Below are 19,472 nucleotides of genomic sequence, written 5' to 3' on the forward strand. Positions count from 1 at the left end.
CGGGAAGGTGTCGCCCCGGCGTACCGCCCAGCCGCGTTGGCGCAGCTCGGTCCGTATCCGGTCGGCTCCGGGCCGGTGGACCAGCACGAAGGCGCTGGCCGGGCGGCCGGCGACGCGTACCCCCGGCAGGGCCGACAGCCGGGCGACGAGGTGTTCGCGGTCGGCCGTGAGCTGCGCGGCGATGGCGCGCTCGGCCCGGACCGCCTCGGGGCCGGCGCAGGCGGACGCGGCGGCCAGGGCCGGTGTGGCGACCGCCCAGAGCGGCTGTACGGCGGCCAACCGCTCCAGCAGCGCGGCCTCGCCGAGCAGGTAGCCGATCCGCAGCCCGGCCAGCCCCCAGGTCTTGGTGAGGCTGCGGACGACCAGCAGCCCGGGTAGGTCCCGCCGGGCCGCCAGCGACTCGGGCTCGCCGGGTACGCCGGGCGCGGCGGTGGTGTCGGCGAACGCCTCGTCGACCACCAGCACGCGACCCGGCCGGGCCAGCGCGGCCAGGTCGGCGGCGGGGTGCAGCACCGAGGTGGGGTTGGTCGGGTTGCCGATCATGACCAGGTCGGCGTCGGCCGGGATCCGCTCCGGGGCGAGCCGGAAACCGTCCGCCGCGTCGAGCAGTACCCGCTCGACGACGTGCCCGGCCGCCCGCAGCGCGGCCTCCGGCTCGGTGAACTGCGGGTGCACCACCACCGGCCGGCGTACCCCGCGCAGCGCCTGGGCGAGCAGCACGAAGCCCTCGGCGGCACCGGCGGTCAGCAGCACCTCGGCCGGGGGCCGGCCGTGCCGGGCGGCGACGGCGGCCCGCGCCGGCCCGGGATCCGGGTACGCCGCGAGGTCGGCCAGCGACGCCGTGACCGGGTCGGCCAGCCAGCTCGGCATCGGGGCGCGCCGCACGTTGACGGCGAGGTCGACGAGGCCCTCGCCCACCTCCGCGTCACCGTGGTGGGCGAGATCCGGCTCGGCCGGCACCACGCCGGACGTCCCGGTCAGCTGACCATGCATGCCCGCGATCCTGCCGGGAAGGCCGCGCGGGGGACAGCCGCGCGGGGGGTGGGCAGCATCACCACCGATCACTTCATGAGTATTTCTCATAGACGAATCGGAAATGTCATAACTTGGCGGTGTGAGCAACCGACCCCTTGCTGCCGCTGGTCGTCTCGTTCCTCTCCTCCGTGCCGGACTCATCGCCGGCATCGTGGTCGCCGCCGTCGCCTACCCCGTGGTCGCCATGACCGGCGTCGGCGCCAAGGCCACCGCACACGCCGTGGAGAGCAAGACCCGCCTGCTGGCCACCGCCCTGCCCGCCGAAACGTCCTATCTGTACGCGCCCGACGGCAAGACCGTGCTGACCATGTTCTACGAGGAGTACCGGCAGTACACCAAGCTGTCGGACATCTCGCCGACCATGCTGCAGGCGATCGTGGCCGCCGAGGACAGCCGCTTCTACCAGCACCACGGCGTCGACCCGAAGGGCGTCGCCCGTGCCTTCGTGGCCAACGCCCGCTCCAGCGGCGTCTCCCAGGGCGCCTCCACGCTGACCATGCAGTACGTCCGGATGGCGCTGCGGGACAGCGCCACCACCCCGAAAGAGGTACAGGAGGCCACCGCACAGACCCCGATCCGCAAGGTCAAGGAGATGCGTATGGCGGTCGACCTGGAGAAGGAGTTGAGCAAGGAGGAGATCCTCGAGCGCTACCTCAACTCCGCGTACTTCGGGCACCGGGCGTACGGCATCTACGCCGCCAGCGAGATCTTCTTCTCCAAGACGCCCAAGGAGCTCACTCCCGTCGAGGCGGCCACCCTCGCCGGGCTGGTGAAGTCTCCCTCCCAGTACGACCCGGCCAGCTCCGACCAGAAGGACGCCACCGCCCGCCGCAACTACGTGCTGGACAACATGACGCATCTCGGCTACCTGTCACCGGACTCGGCTGCGGCGGCCAAGGCCGAGCCGATCCGGCTGCGCCTGACCTACCCGCCCAACGACTGCGCCGCGGTGCCCGAGAGCTGGAACAGCTGGGGATTCCTCTGCGACTACCTGAAGAACTGGTGGAGCGCGCAGCCCGCGTTCGGGGAGAACCGGCTGCAACGGATGGACAAGCTGCGCCGGGGCGGCTACCGCATCGTGCTCAGCATGGATCCGAAGATCCAGAAGGCGGCGGAGGAGAACGTCGGCACCAAGGGAAACACCGGCAGCCCGTTCGCCAACGGCATCGTGGTCTCCGAGCCGGGCACCGGGCGGGTCAAGGCGATGGCGGTGAACCGCACCTACTCGCTGAACCTGGACGAGAACCCGCTCAGCTCCAACCCGGAGGCCGGGCCCAAGGTGAAGGCCAACTACCCGAACACGGTGGCACCCCTGATGGGCGGTGGTGACCTACCGGGGTACCAGGCCGGATCCACCTTCAAGATGTTCCCCATGCTGGCCGCGCTGAACTCCGGCATGACCCTCAGCACCACCTTCAACGCGCCGCACCGGTACCAGTCCCAGATATACGACGGCTGGGCACCGACCAACGCCAGCGGCGCGATGAGCGGCACCCAGACCATGTGGTCCGGCTTCGGCAAGTCGGTGAACACCTACTTCGTCTGGCTGGAGGAGCAGGTCGGCGCGGAGAAGGCCGTCCGGCTCGCCGAACAGTTGGGGCTGCGCTGGCGTACCGATGTGGACCGGGAGCACGCCTCACCGTCGAGGGCGCACAAGTGGGGCGCGTTCACCCTGGGCGTCTCCGACGCCACCCCGCTGGAGATGGCCAACGCGTACGCCACCGTCGCCGCCGACGGACGGTACTGCGAGGCGATGCCGGTGACCGCCATCTACACCCGGGACGGCACCCCGGCCACCTTCAAGACCGCCGGGGGCATCGAACGGGAGGTCGCCAAGCCGCGGTGCCGCCAGGTGGTCAGCGCCGACGCCGCGCGCGCCGCGACCGACGCCGCCCGGTGCCCCACCGGCGACTCTCCGGCCAAGGGCGGTTGCGGTGGCTGGTCGACGGCGGACAGCGTCCGGGGCACGGTGGGCCGACCGGTGGCCGGCAAGACGGGTACCACGGACAGCACCCGGTCGGCCTGGTTCGTCGGCTACACCCCGGAACTGGCGGCGGCGAGCTTCATCTCCGACCCGGACAACCCGTTCAACGCGGTGGGTGACGGACAGTCACAGATACCGATCGCGGCGGTCTCGAACACCCTCCGCGACGCCCTCAAGGGCAAACCCGTCCGGGACTTCGTCCCACCCTCCGACCAGATCGTCGGCTGACGGCCGGCCACCCCGTTGCGCCAGATGCTCCGCTCGCTCAGGCCGGTGGCCCGCCGGCCGGCCCGGCCGGGACGACACCGGCCGGGCCGGCCGCCGCGACATCGCCGGACCCGACCCCGATCGATCCCGCCGCGACCGTGGCCGGTTCGGCCGCCGCGGCGGCCACCAGCCGCGTCGCGACCTGCGGGTACGCGGCCCAGTGCGGGACGAGTTGGGAGGCGTGTACACCGCGCCAGACGAATCCCTCCGGCGCCCCACCCGGCCAGCTCCACGCCGGCCGCTGCCCGCTCCTCGGGGTGAGCACCGCGCGGTGCTCCTTGTGCCCGGTCAACACCTCGCCCCGGGTGGCGACCACGCTGTCGCTCTGCGCGGTCGCCTCCCGGTAGCCGACGACCATCCCGTCGCGAATGCTGCCGACCGCGTCGAGCACCCCACACATCGGCAGCCCGTCCACCTCCCGGGACAGCCACAGCAGGCCGGCGCCCTCGGCGACCACCGGCCGGCCGGTCCGGGCCAGCTCGGCGACCGCGATGCAGAGCCGGCGGTTGGCGGAGAGCTGCTCGGCGTACGACTCAGGCAGGGCACCACCGACCACCAGTGCCTGGGTCTCGGCCGGCAGCACCTCGTCGGTGAGCGGGTCGAGCGTCACCACCTCCGCCCCGGCGGCCCGCAGCAGCTCGGCCGTCTCGGCATGGCTGAAGCTGCCACCCGGCCCGCCGGCCAGCGCGACGACCGGACGTCCGGCACCGGGCGGCCGGGCTGGCGCCACGCCGTCGGCACCCCCCGGCGGCTGCGGCGACCACGGCTGCACACCAATCGTCGGGGCCGAGCGGGCCAGCCCGAGCAGCCGGTCCAGTTCGACGGTGGCGGTCACCGCCTCGCCCAGGCGGCGGACCGCACGGGTGGCCTCGGCGGCACCGGCGAGGACGGGCACCACCCCGTGCCGACGGGCCGGCAGCACCGAAGGAAGGTCCTGGCGGCGCAGCGCGCCGTAGACCGGTACGCCGATGTCGTCGAGCGCCTCGCGCAGCAACGCCTCGTGCCGGGAGGAGGCGACCCGGTTGAGGATCACGCCGCCGATCCACAGCTGCTCGTCGTACGCCCGGAAGCCATGCACCAGGGCGGCCACCGACTGACCCATCGCAGCGACGTCGACCACCAGCACGACCGGGCTGCGCAGCGCGGTGGCGACGGCGGCGGTCGACTCGCTCTCGGGGCGGCCGGTGAGGCTGTCGTACAGGCCCATGCTGCCCTGTACGACCGCGAGGCCGGCGCCGGCCGCGCCGTGCAGGAGCAGCGGGGCGATCCGTTCGGTACCGACCAGCCGTGGGTCCAAGGTCCGCCCGGGCCGTCCGGCGGCCAGCCCGAGGTAGGCCGCGTCGACCTGATCCGGCCCGATCTTGAACCCGGCCACGTCGAGACCCCGGTCGGCGAACGCGGCGAGCAGACCGATCGCCAGCGCGTTCTTGCCGTGTCCGGAGGAGGGAGCGCTGAGCACCAGACGCGGCACGACGGTCATCATCGACTCCTCGCGAGCGGACGGCGTGCCGACCGTCGGCGCGCTCCGCCCGCGTGACGATAGCCGAACCGGACGACTGGCACGCACCGCCCGGTACCCATCCCATTCCGGCGCGGCCCATCGGCGCGGACGGCCCCGACGCGGGCACGCTCCGCCACCGGGACCCGCGGCGACGCCCCTCGGGCGGCGCGGGGCAGTGGTGGCGGTCACACGGGTAGCCTCGTAGCGTGTACCGGTTCCTGCTGACGCCGCGCTGGCTGGGCATCCTCGCGCTGACCCTGGTGGCCGCCATGGTGATGGTGGCGCTCGGAAACTGGCAGCTGGACCGCTACCGGGGCCGTACCGCGGTCAACGAACGGATCGACGCGGGCCTGCGGATGGCACCGGCGCCACTGCGCGAGGCGCTGCCCGCGCCCACCGGTGGTCCCGGTACGGCCGGCCCGCCGGCGAGCGAGGAGCGGACCTTCACCCGGGTCACCGTGACCGGCCGGTACGACACCGACAACATCGTCCTGGTCCGGGGCCGGACGGTCGAGAGCAAGGTCGGCTTCGAGGTGGTCACCCCGCTGGTGCTGGCCGACGGCACGGCCGTCCTGGTGGACCGGGGCTGGATCCCGCCGGCTCCCGGCGGGGCGATGGCCCAGCCGCAGGTGCCGGCGACACCGACGGGCGAGGTGACCGTCGAGGGCCGGGTGCACCCGAGCGAGAGCGGGGCCGGCACGGTGACCCGGCGCGAGGGCCGGCTGGAGACCCGGCGTGTCGCCGTGCCCCAGCTCGCCCGCGAGTTGCCGTACCCGGTGCACGGGGCGTACCTGCTGCTCGACGAGCAGACCCCGGCCGCCGACCCGGTGTTCAAGGCGGTGCCGGTGGGCCACGCCAACAACTGGCAGAACCTCGGCTACGTCGTGCAGTGGTGGATCTTCGCGGCGATGACCCTGTTCGGCTACGGCTGGGTCGCCCGCCGCGAGGCCCGCCGCCTGGCCGGCGTCACCGACGATCGCCCCCGCGACCGCGCCGCCGCCTGACCCGCTGGCTCCCGCCCACCGCCTCGGCGCTGGGCACGGGTGGGCTGGGGTGGGTCAGGTGGACGGGCGGCCCGCGTGGATGGCGCGGACGGCGTCGATGGTGTCGGCCTCGGCGGCGGTCTTGTCGTCGCGGTAGCGCACCACCCGCGCGAAGCGTAGGGCGACCCCGCCGGGGTAGCGCGAGCTGGTCTGCACCCCGTCGAAGGCGATCTCCACGACCTGCTCGGGTCGGACCCGGACCACCCAGTCGCCGCGCTCCACGGCGAGGCCGAGGAAGCGCTCGGTCTGCCAGCGCAGCAACTCGTCGGTGAGCCCCTTGAAGGTCTTGCCGAGCATCACGAAACCACCGGTGCCCGGGTCGCGCGCCCCCAGGTGCAGGTTGGACAGCCAGCCGGTGCGTCGGCCGCTGCCCCACTCCACGGCGAGCACGACCAGGTCGAGGGTGTGCCGGGGCTTCACCTTGACCCAGGCCGCGCCACGCCGGCCAGCGTCGTAGGGCGCGTCGGGCGACTTCACCACCACGCCCTCCTGCCCGGCGTCGAGCGCGGCGGCGAAGGCCGCACCGGCCCCCGCCGGCCCGTCCACCTCCATCCGCCCCACCAGCAGCGACGCGTCGACCGCGCCGGCCAGGGCCGCCCACCGCTCGCGGCCGGGGAGATCGATCAGATCCGCGCCGTCGAGGTGCAGCAGGTCGAAGAAGTACGGCGTGAGCACGGTCTCGCCGGTCCGCGCGGCGGCGGCGCGCACCGCCGGGGCGACCGGTGGCCCGTCGACGGAGCCAGCCGACCCGCCGCCAGCCGATCCGGCCCGGCGGGCGGCGGCACTCGACGTCTGCTGGAACGGCACCGGCCGGCCGGTCTCGTCCAGCCCGATCGCCTCGCCGTCGAGCACCAGCTCCCTCGCGGGTATGGCACGCACCGCAGCGACCACTTCGGGCACCCGGGCGGTGATGTCGTCCAGGCTGCGGGTGAACACGGCGATATCGGGGCCGCTGCGGTGCACCTGAATGCGGATGCCGTCGAGCTTGACGTCGACCACGGCGGGCGTGCCGGTGGCCGCGAGCGCTTCGTCGACCGATGACGCGCTCTGCGCCAACATCGGTGCGAGGGGCCGCCCGACCCGCAGCCCGAACCCGGCCAGCGCCGCAGCCCCACCGCCGAGCGCGGCCACTGCCACCTCCCGCAGGTCACCGGCGAGCAGCAGCGCCCGGCGCACCGCGGCGACCGGCACCCCGGCGGCCCGGGCGATCGCGTCGGCGAGCAGCCCCGCCTGGGCGCCGTGGCGCAGCTCGCCGAGGAACAGACCGGTCAGCAGGCGCTGCTCATCGACGGTGGCGGCGGCGTAGAGGGCGTCCAGCAGGGCCCGCCGACGGGCCTGCGACCCCGCGCCGCGTACCGCCGCGATCTCGTCGATCGCGGCGTCCACCGCGGCCACGGTCAGGGTCGGCTCCGCCGCCGGCGGGGGCAGGTCACGCAGGCTCGCCCAGCCGACGCCGGTCTGCCGCTGACGCAGCTCGCCGGCGAGCCAGCCGGAACCCGCCGCGACCTCGGCCGGGTCGAGCCGGCGCAGCGCGTCGGCGAGCAGCTCGACCTTGGCCCGCCGGCCGCTGGTGGCGCCGACGGCCGCGGAGGTGGCAGCCAGATCGAGGAACCGCACGGCCCCATCCTGCCAGCCACCCCCGACAGCGGACGCCACCTGCCCTGCTCACGAGCATGTCGTGAGCGGGCAGAGTCACCCGCGACCCGCCGTCGGGCGTCAGGCCGGGACCGGTTCCTCGACCCGCAGGCCGCGGGCGCGGACCTCGTCGGCGATCCGGGACAGCGACGCGTCCAGGGCGACCAGGGCGGCGGACAGTTCACCGAGCTGTTCCTTGAGTGTGTCCTCGGGCCACGCGGAGACGTCGACGTCCCCCAGAGCGCTGACGGCGGCCTCCAGGCGGGCCAGAACCTCGTTCGTACGCATGTTCGAGAGGCTACAACAGCCCTGCGCCCGACACACCGGAAACGGCCACCATCTGCCGGAAGTTACGGTTCAGCCGCGCGCCGCCGCCGCCACCCTGGACAGCAACAGCGCCTCGGCCAGGCAGACCCGGGCGAACTCGCCCAGGTGCAGGCTCTCGTTCGGCCCGTGCGCCCGGGCGTGCGGGTCCTCCACCCCGGTCACCAGGATCGACGCCTGCGGGAACATCTCCTGGAAGGTGGCGATGAACGGGATCGAGCCGCCGACGCCGATGTCCACCGGGTCGGTGCCGTCCCAGGCGGTCCGGAAGGCCGAGCGGGCCGCGTCGCACACCGGGCCGGTGGCGTCGATGACGCACGGGGCGCCGTCGTGTTCGAAGGTGACGGTCACCTGTGCGCCCCACGGCGCGTACCGCTCCAGGTGGTCGCACAGCGCCGCGTACGCCTGCTTCGGGTCGTCACCGGGCGCCAGCCGTACGCTCAGCTTAGCCTTGGCGGTCGGGACCAGGGCGTTCGGCGCCTCCGCGGTGGCCGGTGCGTCGATGCCGAGCACGGCGAGCGCCGGCTTGGTCCACAGCCGGTCGGTGATCCGGCCGGTGCCGATCAGCCGTACCCCCTCGACCAGCCCGGCCTCGGCGCGGAACCGGTCCTCGGGGTAGTCGACGCTGGCCGCCTCCTGGCCGACCAGCCCCTCGACCGCCACGTTCCCGGCGTCGTCGTGCAGCGTGGCGAGCAGCCGGACCAGGGTGGTGAGCGCGTCCGGCACCGCGCCGCCGAACATGCCGCTGTGCACCGCGTGGTTCAGGGTGCGAACCTCGACGAAGCAGTTGACGATGCCGCGCAGCGAGGTGGTCAGGGCCGGCACCCCGACGTCCCAGTTGGTCGAGTCGGCGATCACGATGACGTCCGAGGCGAGCTTGTCGCGGTGCTCGGCGAGCAGCCGCTCGAGCGAGTCGGAGCCGTACTCCTCCTCGCCCTCGATGAACAGGACCACGCCGACCGGCAGCCGGTCGCCGAACGCGCGCAGCGCCGCGACGTGCGCCATGATGCCGGCCTTGTCGTCGGCGGCGCCCCGCCCGTACAGCCGACCGTCCCGCTCGACCGGCTCGAACGGGTCGGACTCCCACAGCGCCCGGTCGCCGACCGGCTGCACATCGTGGTGGGCGTAGAGCATGACCGTCGGCGCGCCGGGCGGCGCCGCCTTCCGGCCGATCACCGCCGGCTGGCCGCCGGCCCGCACGATGTCGACGTCGAGCCCACAGCCGCGCAGCAGCTCGGCCACCGCCTCGGCGGAACGTTCCACCTGCGCGTGGTCGAAGCCATCGAAGGCGATCCCGGGGATGCGGACGAGACGGTCCAGGTCGGCCCGGACGCCGGGCAGCTCCCGCGCGACGGCGGCCCGCAGGTCGGACTCGGTCATGATCGGTGTGGTCATGACCGGCATCGTATTCCGGCCTTACCCAGGGCCACCGTCGGCATCGCCAGCCCGAGCCCACCGGGCTGCGGCTGTCCACCGGGCTGCGTCTCCCGGGTCGGTGTCGCGCGGGTCGGTGTCGCGCGGGTCGGTGTCGCCATGCGCGACGGCGACCCGCAGGTAGTAGCGGCCGGCATCGTGGGGCAACGTGGGCGCGCCGTCGACCACCAGGTCGGCCCGGGACTCGGTGCGGTCGGCGGTGAAGTGGACCCGCTCGGTGGTGTGCCAGTGCCGCAGCTCCGGCAGGATCGACGGGCCGTCGCGGGCCACCGCCCGGGTCAGCCGCAGCGGCGGAGGGGCGGTGACGAACACCGACAGGGTCAGGTCGGGTCCGGCGGCGGCCCGTGCCGCGCTGACCCCCTCCACGATCAGCACCGGCGCGGCCGGCACCGGCACCGGCCGGGGCAAGAAGCGGCGGCGCACCCAGCTGTAACGGTGGTACGCCCCGGCTCTGCCGGCCCGCACCGGCGCCAGCACCGACTCCTCCAGCCGGTGCCAGAAGGTGAGCTGGTCGCCCCACCCGTCCAGCAGGTCGTCGGTGTGCACCACCGGCGGCCGGCCGACACCGAACGTCCCGGCGGCGTGGGTCCCGGCGGCGTCGGTCTCGGCGGCGATGGCGTCGGCCAGGCGGGCGGCGAAGACGGTCTTGCCCGCGCCGCTCGGCCCGTCGACAGCCACCAACCGGGTACGCCCCAGCCGGGGCGGCCCGGCCAGCACCCGGCGCGCCAGCTCGGCGTACGCCTCGAAGACCACCACCACGGGCACCGACGTTACCGATCGGGTTGTCCCGGGCCGCTTCCGGCCGTGAGCCCGCTGAGCAGGCGGCATGCTCGTGCCGTGTCCCATTCCGTGATGAGTCCCGGCGTCGAGGCGCTGCTGGAACAGGCCCGCGCGGGCATGACCCGGTTGACCCCGCAGGAGACGGTGCAGGCCGCCACCCGGGGTGCACTCGTGATCGACACCCGTACCGACGCGCAGCGACGGGAGCAGGGCGACCTGCCCGGCGTCATCGTGATCGACCGGACGGTGCTGGAGTGGCGGATCGACCCGGCCAGCGATTGGCGCATCCCCGAGGCCACCGGGTACGACATCGAGGTCGTCGTGGTGTGCCGCCAGGGCTACAGCTCCAGCCTCGCGGCGGCCAGCCTGCGCGCCCTCGGCCTGCACAAGGCCACCGACATGATCGGCGGAGTGGACGCGTGGCGATCGGCGGGGCTGCCCTTCACCGACAAGCCCGCCGACATCCGCTACTGACCCCGACCGGCTGGCGGCCGTCGCATCCGCCCCCCACCGAGGGCCTACTGGTCGCTCCCCGGCATTTGCCCCAGATCGGTCCGCAGGCGTCAGCGGGGCGGGGCGCCGGGCGGGACGAACGGCAGGTCAGCGGGCGGGCCGGATTCGATGAGCCGGCGCAGGGCGACGGTGTCCAGGTGTTCTTCGACCAGATCGCCGAGCAGGTCGAGGTTGCGTTCGCGGGCGGCGGCGAACGAGGTGCCGGGCGCGACCCGGAACCCGGTACGGCCGGCGAGGCGGGCCACCCGGGCGAGGAACCACCGGCGGAACTCGTCGGACTCGAAGGTGCCGTGCCAGTGGGTGCCGTGCACGACGCCGTGGACCGCACCCTCGCCGGTTCCGTCGGTGTGGTGCAGCAGTGGGAGCAGCTCCGGGGCGGCGGTCGAGACGTACCCGTGGTGGATCTCGTAGCCACCGACCGGCCGGTCACCCTCGACGGTGCCCTCCGCCTGGCGCACGGTCTTGCGCGGGGCGAAGGTGACCTCGATGGGGAGCAGGCCGAGGCCGGGGACCGTGCCCCGGCGGCTCTCCACCGGGTCGTGGATGGCGCGGGCCAGCATCTGGAAGCCGCCGCAGATGCCGAGCAGCGGCCGGCCGGCCGCCACGTGCCCGGTCACCGCGTCGGCCAGGCCGGTCTCGCGCAGCCAGGCCAGGTCGGCCACCGTCGACTTGGAGCCGGGCAGCACCACCAGGTCGGCCGCGGCCAGTTCGGCCGGTTCGACGGTCAGTCGTACCCGCACCCCGGGTTCGGTGGCGAGCGCCTCGACGTCGGTGGCGTTGCTGATCCGGGGCAGCCGCACCACGGCCACGTCGAGCCACTCGGTGCCGTACGGTGCGGCGGGGCGGCCGAGCACCCGCCCGTAGGCGAGCGAGTCCTCCGCGTCGAGCCACAGGTCCAGCGCCCACGGCAGCACCCCGTACGTCGGGCGGCCGGTGAGCCGGCGCAGCATGTCCAGCCCCGGGGCGAGCAGGCCGAGGTCGCCGCGGAATTTGTTGACCACGAAGCCGGCGACGAGCGCCTGGTCGGCGGGGTCGAGCAGGGCCAGAGTGCCGAACATGGCGGCGAACACGCCGCCCCGGTCGATGTCGCCGACCACGATGGTGGGCAGCCGGGCGTGCCGGGCCAGGCCCATGTTCACGTAGTCGCCGTCGCGCAGGTTGATCTCCGCGGGGCTGCCGGCCCCCTCACAGATCACCACGTCGTACGCCGCCCGCAGCTCCGCCAGGGCAGCGTGGGCCGTCTCGGCCAGCCGGGGCCGCAGCGCGCGGAACGTGCCGGCGGTGACGGTGTCGACCGCCTCGCCGAGCAACACCACCTGGCTGGCCAGGTCGCTGCCCGGCTTGAGCAGCACCGGGTTGAACCGCAGATCAGGTGCGAGCCCGCAGGCCGCCGCCTGCATCGCCTGCGCTCGGCCGATCTCGCCGCCCCGACCGTCGGGCCCGACCACGACGGCAGAGTTGTTGGACATGTTCTGCGCCTTGAACGGCGCCACCTTCACGCCCTGCCGGTGCAGCCACCGGCAGATGCCGGCGGTGAGCACGCTCTTGCCCGCGTCGGAGGTGGTCCCCGCGACCAGCAACCCACCCGTCATCGCCGGCTGCCCACCTCGGCACCTGCCGACGTGGCGGCACGGCCACTTCCGCCGATGGCCGGCCGGACGAACCGCGTCGCGGCACCAGACCGGGCGGCCCGGCGGGCGACGGCGCCGGCGAGGCGGCCGACGGTCAGCGGGTACGCCGCCGCCAGCCCGAGCGCCGCCAGCCCGACCGCGCCGGAGATCCGGGCAGCCCGCGCCAGGTGTCGCGCCTCGGGCCGGGGGCCGTCGCCGAGGAACGGACGCACCTCGGAACGGCCGAAGTAGACGTTGCGCCCGCCCAGCCGTACGCCCAACGCGCCGGCCATCGCCGCCTCGCACTGCCCGGCGTTCGGGCTGGGGTGGTCGGCGCGATCCCGCCGCCAGACCCGCCATGCCTGCGCCCGGTCGCCGCGGCCGGTGGGCGCCACCGCGACGGTCAGCAGCCCGGTCAGCCGCGCCGGTGCCAGGTTGAGCAGGTCGTCCAAACGGGCCGCCGGCGTGCCGAACCGGGCGTAGCGGGCACTGCGGTGGCCGACCATCGCGTCGAGGGTGTTCGCCGCCCGGTAGCCGAGCAGGCCCGGCAGCCCGGCGACCGCGCCCCAGACCAGCGGGGCGACCACCGCGTCGGAGGTGTTCTCCGCGACCGACTCGACCGTCGCCCGGGCCAACTCGGGCTCGTCGAGCGCCGACGGGTCCCGCCCGCAGAGGTGCCCGAGTCGCTGCCGGGCGGCGGGCAGGTCACCGGCGCGCAGGGCCCGTCCCATCGTGTCCGCCTCGTGGCGCAGGCTGCGCCCGCCCAGCACGGCCCAGGTGCCGGCGGCGACCAGCACCGCGCGGGCCACCGGTCGGCGCCGGGTTCCGTAGGCGGCGGCGGCCCCGACCAGCACCGGCCCGCCGACAGCGAGCGCGGTGAACACGCCACCGGCCAGCCGGCCGGGCCGGTAGAGGCGGCGTTCCAGGGCGGCGGCGGCCCGGCCGAACCCGGCGACGGGATGCCCCCGCCGGGGGTCGCCGAGCAGCGCGTCCAGCGCGTATCCCGCGACGAGCCCCGCCGCGTTCGCCACCGCATTCGCATGGCGCATCCACACCACCCCCCGGCCGGCCAGCCTAGCCGAGCCCGCCAGCCGGACCCGCCCGCCGATCCGCGCCCCCGCAACCCCTGCCGTCGACGACCAGCGCCGGCCCGCCGACGGAGGGCATGCTCTGGCCGACGTCGAAGCTGGTCCCCGCGACCACCCCCGCCGCCATCGCCAATCGGCGCCCCACGAGCCCCGCCACTGACGATCGTCTGCGGATAAGTGACTCGACACGCCGGCCACCTAGTCACTCATCCGCAGACGATCACCCGTCAGTCGCCCTGGCCACTGCGGTCAGGCCGGCTGCGGCAGCCGCCCGCGAACCCGCCGGCCCCGCCCGGTCGCTGCGTCGCCCGCCCCCGATCCCTCCGGACGCGCCGCCGACCCGCCCTCCTGTACGCCGGTCGCCCCGTCCCCCGGCACCGCGCTCGCTCCGTCCCCCGGCACCGCGCTCGCTCCGCCGGGCACCGCGCTCGCTCCATCCTTGGGCACGGCGGGCTCGATGCGCACCGGGGCCAACTCGTCGACACCCACCTCCCCTCCACCGGTGAGTTCGTCGAACGGATCGGGCGAGAGGATGTCGTCGAGGACGATCCCTCGCTGGGTCGCGGCAACCATGGACGGCTCGACGCCGTCGGCCGGACCGGGCCCATAGCCGCCGGTGTGCGCCAATCCGACCCGCGACGGAGCGAGGTCGGGCAGTTCGAAGTCGTCGTCGAGCGGACGGTCGTCGAGCTGGGTGGGCGCGTCGCCGTACGGCACCGACTCGGTCGGCTCGCCGTGCACCCGCTGCTCGGCCTCGGCATCGGAGACGGCACTGGTGGCCAGGCTCGGCCGGTTGCGCAGGAACCGCCCGCGCCCCCGGGACAGGTCGTGACCGACCGCGACGGCCTCCAACTCGTACAGCGTGCGGTGGTTGCCGGCGTCGTCGGTCCAGTCCCGGGTGTAGAGCCGCCCGCAGACGACCACGGGATCGCCGACGGTCACCGAGGCGGCCACCCCCTCGGCGAGCTTGCGCCAGCAGTTGACCCGTACCCGCAGGCTGTTGCCGTCGACCCAGCGCCCGCTGTCGCGGTCGAGGCGCCGGGCGGTCGAGGCGACCTTGAAGTTGGCCACCAGGGTGTTGCTCTGGGTCGTACGACGCCACTCAGGCGCCGTCAGCACGTTGCCGACAATCGTCACATAAGTATCAAACATCGTCCCTCCAGCGGGGATCGGCGGCCCGCCTTCGCGAGCCGACTCGCAGTCGAGCCTGCGGCCCGGCACCACCAGCGGGCAGCCCCGAGGCCCCGATCTGTGGACGACCGGGCCACCTGTGGACGAACACCTGATCAAGGTCCCGGTGTGGTAGGCCGGGTGGCCCTGCCCCGCCGGGCAGCCGGATCGCGATGATCGAGAGACACCGGAACTGCTCACGTTCCGGACGGAGTCGACCTGGGTAGGGATCTTTCAACCGCACCGGTGAGCACGACGTCGAACGAAAGGTCAGCGATCATGAAGATGACCACCACCCGTTCCGCCCGCGTCCCTGGTCAGGTGCGGCGATGAGCACGAACCCCGCCACCGTGGCGAAGTGTCTCCGGCTCGGCGCCGGCTTCTCGCAGGCCGAGCGGGACTGGATCGTCGCGCAGTTCGCCACGCTCGACGCCCGCCTGGCCACCTTCCACGCCGACGCCACCGAGCTTGAGCTGTCGGTCAAGAACCGGGAGGCCAAGGGCCAGCACGTCACGCTGGAGTGCTGGATCGCCGGCCGGCAGAAGATCGTCACCACCTCCGCCGAGGAGAATCTGCGTGCCGCGCTCAACGATGCCCGCGACGACCTCCGCCGCAAGCTCAACGACGCGAAGACCCGGCAGGAGCCACGCAACAACAAGCACCTGCGGATCAACACCCCACCCGGCCAGGCCACGCCGGCCGACGAACTGGCCGACGCCGGTGTGACGACCGACGAGAGGTGATCGCGCCGCCGGCCGGGGGTGCACCCCCGGCCGGCGGGCCGGGCTACCTCCCGGTAGCTTGCCGGCGTACCGTCGGCTTGTGGAACCGGATCTGCTGGGCCCGCCGTACGAGCGGCACACCATCGACCTCGGCAGCGACGACGAGGGGTCGGTGGTGGCCACCCTGGTTCGCCGCCGGGCCGAGCGCCCCACCGGCCGGGCCGTGCTCTACGTGCACGGCTTCGTCGACTACTTCTTCCAGACCCACGTGGCCGACTTCTTCGCCGAGCGGGGCTGGGACTTCTACGCGCTGGACCTGCGCAAGTACGGCCGCAGCCTGCTCCCCCACCAGACCGCCAACTTCTGCCGCGACCTCGGTGACTACTTCCCGGAACTCGACGCCGCCGCGCAGCTCATCCGTACCGAGGACGGGCACGACACCCTGCTGGCCATGGGCCACTCCACCGGCGGCCTGATCGTCTCGCTCTGGGCGCACGCCCGCCGCGACGCCGGGCTGGTCGACGGCATCGTCCTGAACAGCCCCTTCTTCGACCTGAACGCCCCATGGTTCGTGCGCCGACCCCTCGCGGCCGCCGTCGCACGCCTGGGCCGCAGGGCGCCGCACCGGATCCTGCCGTTCGGTCTCGGCACCGTGTACGGCGAGAGCATCCACGCCGATCATCGCGGCGAGTGGACGTACGACCTGGCCTGGAAGCCGCTCGCCGGCTTCCCCGTCCGGGCCGGCTGGCTCGACGCCGTCCGCACCGGGCAGCGGCGGCTGCGCGCCGGGCTGGACATCCCGGTGCCGGTGCTGCTCGCCTGCTCGACCCGCTCGTACCGGAGCACGAAGTGGCACGACGCGGCCAGCCTCGCCGACGCCGTCCTCGATGTCGAGCACATGGTCCGCTGGGCGCCCCGCCTGGGCCAGCACGTCACGCTGGCCCGCTTCGACGGCGGAATGCACGACCTGACGCTCTCCGGCCCCGCCGTACGCGAGAAGGTCTTCGCCGAGGTGGGCCGGTGGGCCGAGGCGTTCCTCGGCGCCGGACCGACGGCCTCCCGCCCGGCCACCCCGGAACCCCGCCGGGCTGAGGGCGCACCCGAGCCTGCGGCGGAGACCACGCCCCACGCGGACGCGGGGACGGCCGCCTGAGCACGCCCCGTAGCCGCGAGTAACCAGGTGCGACGGGGTCAACGCGCGTGCGACCCTGGCCCGGCCACCCGTTCCGTCGCGCGGGGCCGGGGCGGCGGTACCCTTCTCGCGCGATAACACGATGCGCCCGTAGCTCAGCGGATAGAGCAGGGGACTTCTAATCCCAAGGCCGCAGGTTCGAATCCTGCCGGGCGCACCCAGTTCACCCCAGTTCACCTCAGCTCAGCGGCCTGCCGCTGATCATGGGTTGACCGGTTTCGGGAGGCCTCGCTAGGGTCGGCCGGCTATTGGTCATGGAAAGGCGCCCGCTTCAGGGATGGGTACGGGCGAAGACGCAATGCCGTTCAGATAAGGCTCTTTGGGCAGGCCAGGACGGGTGTGGGAGGTCCCGTGTGGCGGATGATCTTGTCGGTGGGTCGTTTGACGCGGTAGGAGTTGTGGCGGGCGCGTTTGACCGCTCGTTGGCAGGTGCGGTGCCGGCGTTCGGGTAGCGGGTGGCGCAGGATCTCGGTGTGGGCGTCGGTGATGGCGGTCCTCAGGCGCTCAGGGGGAAATGGCCGCCTGGTCGGTGACCTGGCGGCGCACGAGACGGAGCCCGCGTATGAAGGACAGCCGGTCGGGGTCGTAGCCGGCTTCGTCGGCGGCGTCGACGAGCAGGGCCCGGATCGCGTAGTGCGCCAGCAGCAGGCCCCACATCTGTTGTTCGACCAGGTCAGGAGTCTTCGACCGGAGAACTTCGCCTCGGCCTCGGAGGTCACTTTTGATCTCGTTGAGGGCGGACTCCTCCTCCCAGCGATCGTGGTAGGCGCCGGCCAGGTCCATCGCGGGCACGTCGGTCGGGGCGGTGATGGTGGTGATCACCGTGATGAGCTCACCGTCGGGGTTGCGGTCGGGCACGGTGTAGTCCACAACCCGCACCAGCCGTGCGGTATCAGCGGGCGCCTCACCGCCGTCGGTGACGGTCTGCGCCAGTCGGCGTCGCCGCTCGGCGGACAACCCGGGTCGGTAGATCAACGCCAGGTAGGAGCCGTCAGACAGCCACCGCACCAGTCCCAGTGACACCGATGCCCCGACGCGCCAGGTGAGCTCCGCGCCGGTGGCGGCGAACCGGTTGAACAACTCGAAGGAGTAGAAGCCGCTGTCGGCCAGCAGCAGCATCCCCGGCTCCACCACGCCGGTCAGCTCGACTGCCTGGGTGCGTTCCCCTGTGCCACACGGGCCCAGGACCGCTCCCACGACCGCCCGGCTGCCGCACTCGACGACCGCGGTCACCCGCAGCTTCGGATACGCCGAGGCGTTCGGCCCGGAACCCATCCGCCCGAAACGCTCCACGTTCACCGGCGTGTCGGCCACATCGAAGCTAGTCCCATCGATGGCCATCAACCGGCGTCGGGCCAACCACGCACCCTTGGTGCCCGGACCGGCCAACGGCACCGCCGCCCGCTCGAACAACTCCTTCACCGGTGCCACCCCGAGGCGCTGGCGGGCCTGCGTGATCGCCGAACCGGTGGGGACCTGCCAGTCATCCGACCACGAGCCCAACATGCGCAGGCTACCGACCAGCCGGCGCATCACTTCCTCGGCGGACTCCTGGGCGTACAAGCCCATCGCGATCACGTAGCGCAGCATCACGTGCGCCGGCAGCCGACGGCTGCGTTTCTCCCGACACCCGGTCCGGTTGATCACTTCCTCGATCAGGTCACGGTGAAACCGAGCTGACAACACTCCCAGACCGATGTGGTCGGTCAACCGGCCTGAGGGCTGCGCCTGCAACGTCACGACCAGCAACCGTACCGGCCCCGATCAGCGTTCGTCAGCACCCCACGCTGACCTGCACCGATGCCCTATCTGAACGGCATTGGGCGAAGACGGAGGCGACCGTGGGTGCCGAGAAGGCAAGACAGCGGCTCATCGATACGGCGTCGCCGTTTCTGCAGGAGGGCGAGCGTGTTGAGGTGGCCAGCGTGGCGATCGTTGGCTCTGTCTCGACGAAGGACCAGGTCGCGATGGGGGTAGCGACAGCTGTCTTGTCCGGCGGTCTGTTCACCGCGTTCTCTGTCGCGGTGAAGCAGTATCTGCTGTTGACTGATAGACGTCTGCTGTTCTTCGCAATGAACCAGGTGACTGGCCGACCGACCCAGAACGTGCTTGGTGAGGTGCCGCGTCCGATCCTGCGTGCGTCCGATGTTCGCGGTCGGCTGACCCGTGTTGTCGTCCTGACGGCAGACGGTGAAGCGGCGAATCTCAAGCTGCGCTTTCCGTGGCCTGCACGTCGCGACGCGGAGGCCCTGGCCGCCGCGCTGACGGCGGCCGCGAGAACCGGCGGTGGTCCGGCCACCGGAGACTAGCCTCCGGCTGGTTGCGGTTGCGAGTGCCGTCCAACAATCGCTCGCCTGGCTGCCGGGCCAACCCGTTACGCCCCGCCCCGCCGGCGCTTGTCGGCGTCTTCGATCGCGTGCCGGACCGCAAGACGGATTACCCAGTAGAGAACGAAGAGGCTCAGCGGGTAGACGAGAAGGGCGGTGAGTACGGCATCCATGATCATGAACCATAGGGATCAGCTGCCATTGTCGCTACAGCCGTTCGTACGCCGAGGTGGGAGTCAGCCGGGCAGGCGGTAGTGGCCGGCTCTGGGTCGCCAGCCCGATGGCGGGTCTTCGCCGACCAGCCCGTCGACGGCCTCGCGGAGCAGATCGGCGTGCCCGGTGTGCCGGCCGTACTCCTCGATCATGTCGCAGACCAGCCGGCGCAGGCTGGCCTGACGGCCGTCTGCGGCGCGGACGTGGACGAGTTGGTCGAGTCCGCCGGCGTCGAGCGCGGCGTCGAGCCGGGCGCGGGAGCGGGCCACGGCGTCGTCCCAGAACGCGTACAGCTGCTCGGGGGTGTCGGCGGCGGCTGAGGTGAACGGCCAGTCATGGCCGTCCCAGGCGGCGGTGTCCCACGGCGCACCGATCGGCGTGCCGCTCAGCCTGGTGCCGAAGAGGTCGTCCTCCACGACTGCGAGGTGCTTGAGCAGACCGCCGAGGGTCATCGCGGAGGCGCCGACGCGGGTCTGCAGCCCGGTCGCGTCGAGGTCGTCGGCCTTCCAACGCAAGGTGGTACGTAGGCGGTCCAGCGCACCGACGAGGTGCTCCACGTCGGTGCCGGCCAGGGGCGGTTCCCACGGAAAGTCACTGTCGGTCACGGCGCCCACCCTAACCCGAGCCCGCCAGC

The 19,472-nt window shown here is 73.2% G+C and carries 16 protein-coding genes, 1 tRNA gene and 2 pseudogenes; 7 read left to right on the forward strand and 12 right to left on the reverse strand.

The window, feature by feature from the left end; genetic code table 11:
- The coding region (cobC, locus tag AB0M52_RS02490) for an Rv2231c family pyridoxal phosphate-dependent protein CobC (protein ID WP_363947847.1) at positions 1-993 on the reverse strand (993 nt) is incomplete at its 3' end.
- A gap of 121 nt (positions 994-1,114) precedes the next feature.
- Here cobC and AB0M52_RS02495 point away from each other — a divergent pair.
- Positions 1,115-3,247, forward strand: a complete 2,133-nt coding sequence (locus tag AB0M52_RS02495; protein WP_363947849.1) for a transglycosylase domain-containing protein — start codon at positions 1,115-1,117, stop codon at positions 3,245-3,247.
- A 37-nt stretch (positions 3,248-3,284) separates the two neighbouring features.
- On the opposite strand, the gene AB0M52_RS02500 is transcribed toward AB0M52_RS02495, so the two are convergent.
- On the reverse strand, positions 3,285-4,766 hold the full coding sequence (locus tag AB0M52_RS02500) for a cobyrinate a,c-diamide synthase (RefSeq protein WP_363947852.1): 1,482 nt from the start codon (positions 4,764-4,766) through the stop codon (positions 3,285-3,287).
- A gap of 227 nt (positions 4,767-4,993) precedes the next feature.
- Here AB0M52_RS02500 and AB0M52_RS02505 point away from each other — a divergent pair, with 227 nt between their 5' ends.
- On the forward strand, positions 4,994-5,791 hold the full coding sequence (locus AB0M52_RS02505; RefSeq protein WP_363947855.1) for an SURF1 family protein: 798 nt from the start codon (positions 4,994-4,996) through the stop codon (positions 5,789-5,791).
- A gap of 54 nt (positions 5,792-5,845) precedes the next feature.
- On the opposite strand, the gene AB0M52_RS02510 is transcribed toward AB0M52_RS02505, so the two are convergent.
- From AB0M52_RS02510 to AB0M52_RS02525, 4 genes and pseudogenes are all read right to left on the reverse strand, one after another.
- On the reverse strand, positions 5,846-7,447 hold the full coding sequence (locus AB0M52_RS02510) for an ATP-dependent DNA ligase (protein WP_363947858.1): 1,602 nt from the start codon (positions 7,445-7,447) through the stop codon (positions 5,846-5,848).
- A gap of 99 nt (positions 7,448-7,546) precedes the next feature.
- Complete coding sequence (locus AB0M52_RS02515) at positions 7,547-7,753, reverse strand: hypothetical protein (RefSeq protein WP_137780978.1); 207 nt, start codon at positions 7,751-7,753, stop codon at positions 7,547-7,549.
- 69 nt (positions 7,754-7,822) lie between these two features.
- Positions 7,823-9,169 carry a dipeptidase gene (locus AB0M52_RS02520; RefSeq protein ID WP_363947943.1) on the reverse strand — a complete coding sequence of 449 codons (1,347 nt, stop codon included), beginning with the start codon at positions 9,167-9,169 and terminating at the stop codon, positions 7,823-7,825.
- Positions 9,170-9,340: 171 nt separating this feature from the next.
- Positions 9,341-10,141, reverse strand: a pseudogene (locus AB0M52_RS02525) (hypothetical protein); the annotation flags it as partial.
- On the opposite strand from AB0M52_RS02525, the gene AB0M52_RS02530 reads away from it, so the two are divergent.
- Positions 10,076-10,477, forward strand: a complete 402-nt coding sequence (locus AB0M52_RS02530; RefSeq protein ID WP_363947945.1) for a rhodanese-like domain-containing protein — start codon at positions 10,076-10,078, stop codon at positions 10,475-10,477. The pseudogene AB0M52_RS02525 and the gene AB0M52_RS02530 overlap by 66 nt on opposite strands.
- On the opposite strand, the pseudogene AB0M52_RS02535 reads toward AB0M52_RS02530, so the two are convergent.
- The 3 genes and pseudogenes from AB0M52_RS02535 to AB0M52_RS02545 all read right to left on the reverse strand — a co-directional run.
- A pseudogene (locus tag AB0M52_RS02535) lies at positions 10,373-12,108 on the reverse strand (cobyric acid synthase); the annotation flags it as partial. The gene AB0M52_RS02530 and the pseudogene AB0M52_RS02535 overlap by 105 nt on opposite strands.
- The gene (locus AB0M52_RS02540; protein WP_363947861.1) at positions 12,105-13,175 is read right to left on the reverse strand and encodes a cobalamin biosynthesis protein; all 1,071 of its coding nucleotides are present in this window, start codon (positions 13,173-13,175) and stop codon (positions 12,105-12,107) included. The gene AB0M52_RS02540 and the pseudogene AB0M52_RS02535, both read right to left, overlap by 4 nt.
- 288 nt (positions 13,176-13,463) lie before the next feature.
- Positions 13,464-14,366, reverse strand: a complete 903-nt coding sequence (locus AB0M52_RS02545; RefSeq protein WP_363947864.1) for a single-stranded DNA-binding protein — start codon at positions 14,364-14,366, stop codon at positions 13,464-13,466.
- Positions 14,367-14,713: 347 nt separating this feature from the next.
- On the opposite strand from AB0M52_RS02545, the gene AB0M52_RS02550 reads away from it, so the two are divergent.
- From AB0M52_RS02550 to AB0M52_RS02560, 3 genes are all read left to right on the forward strand, one after another.
- Positions 14,714-15,127 carry an HPF/RaiA family ribosome-associated protein gene (locus AB0M52_RS02550; RefSeq protein WP_363947867.1) on the forward strand — a complete coding sequence of 138 codons (414 nt, stop codon included), beginning with the start codon at positions 14,714-14,716 and terminating at the stop codon, positions 15,125-15,127.
- A 79-nt stretch (positions 15,128-15,206) separates the two neighbouring features.
- Entirely contained in the window at positions 15,207-16,259 is a 1,053-nt protein-coding gene (locus AB0M52_RS02555; protein WP_363947870.1) for an alpha/beta hydrolase, read from the forward strand.
- A 123-nt stretch (positions 16,260-16,382) separates the two neighbouring features.
- Positions 16,383-16,455: transfer RNA gene (locus tag AB0M52_RS02560), tRNA-Arg, on the forward strand.
- Between the two features lie 347 nt (positions 16,456-16,802).
- Here the strand turns inward: AB0M52_RS02560 and AB0M52_RS02565 are convergent.
- Positions 16,803-18,038 carry an IS4 family transposase gene (locus tag AB0M52_RS02565; RefSeq protein WP_363947873.1) on the reverse strand — a complete coding sequence of 412 codons (1,236 nt, stop codon included), beginning with the start codon at positions 18,036-18,038 and terminating at the stop codon, positions 16,803-16,805.
- Positions 18,039-18,139: 101 nt separating this feature from the next.
- On the opposite strand from AB0M52_RS02565, the gene AB0M52_RS02570 reads away from it, so the two are divergent.
- Positions 18,140-18,607, forward strand: coding sequence for a hypothetical protein (locus tag AB0M52_RS02570; RefSeq protein WP_363947875.1), 468 nt, complete (start codon positions 18,140-18,142; stop codon positions 18,605-18,607).
- 65 nt (positions 18,608-18,672) lie between these two features.
- On the opposite strand, the gene AB0M52_RS02575 is transcribed toward AB0M52_RS02570, so the two are convergent.
- Positions 18,673-18,798 (reverse strand): hypothetical protein, encoded by a 126-nt coding sequence (locus tag AB0M52_RS02575; protein WP_363947877.1) that lies wholly within the window; start codon positions 18,796-18,798, stop codon positions 18,673-18,675.
- A 63-nt stretch (positions 18,799-18,861) separates the two neighbouring features.
- Positions 18,862-19,443, reverse strand: coding sequence for a DUF664 domain-containing protein (locus AB0M52_RS02580; RefSeq protein WP_363947880.1), 582 nt, complete (start codon positions 19,441-19,443; stop codon positions 18,862-18,864).
- Positions 19,444-19,472: the final 29 nt, after the last annotated feature.

The sequence above is a fragment of the Micromonospora sp. NPDC051296 genome (genome assembly GCF_040682255.1).
GTDB classification, from domain to species: domain Bacteria; phylum Actinomycetota; class Actinomycetes; order Mycobacteriales; family Micromonosporaceae; genus Micromonospora; species Micromonospora craterilacus.